The sequence below is a fragment of the Streptomyces gottesmaniae genome (genome assembly GCF_031845845.1).
Lineage (GTDB): Bacteria > Actinomycetota > Actinomycetes > Streptomycetales > Streptomycetaceae > Streptomyces > Streptomyces akebiae.
This window is the reverse complement of record NZ_JAVRFJ010000177.1, coordinates 1-387: the sequence shown is the minus strand read 5'-3', so window position 1 is coordinate 387 and position 387 is coordinate 1. Positions and strand designations below refer to the sequence as shown.

Annotated in this window: 1 protein-coding gene; it reads right to left on the bottom strand. The window is 51.2% G+C overall.

Annotated elements, in window-relative coordinates:
- Positions 1-142: 142 nt before the first annotated feature.
- Positions 143-387: hypothetical protein (locus tag RM704_RS44950; RefSeq protein ID WP_311593648.1), on the bottom strand; the 245-nt coding region annotated here is incomplete at its 5' end.

Here is a 387-nt window from a genome sequence, read left to right as displayed (position 1 = left end):
GTATAAGAGACAGCCGTCACATCGACATTCCGTAGCTGTTGCACCGCAGCAGTCTGTATCAGGTCTTTGCGTGCTTTCAATCGTCACGATTGAGGATTCGCGTATGACGCATGACGACCGGCGATAAATTCAACGCTCTCTGTCATTCGAACATGCGCGCGACAACTTTGCGCCATTTTTGCTGATCGAGGAGCATCGGGACGAACGAACTGACTCGCCGGGGCATGGTCGCGAGCATTTGCGAACAAAGTATGCGCGAAACCCGGCGGTGTTGCGATTTAGCCTGTACAGAAGATGTTTCTTGATCCAGGCGTATCCACGCGCTGCTCGCTGGAAAATTTTCTTGTGTCAATTTCGCGACAAGATTTTTTGCGACCGCCTCATAAA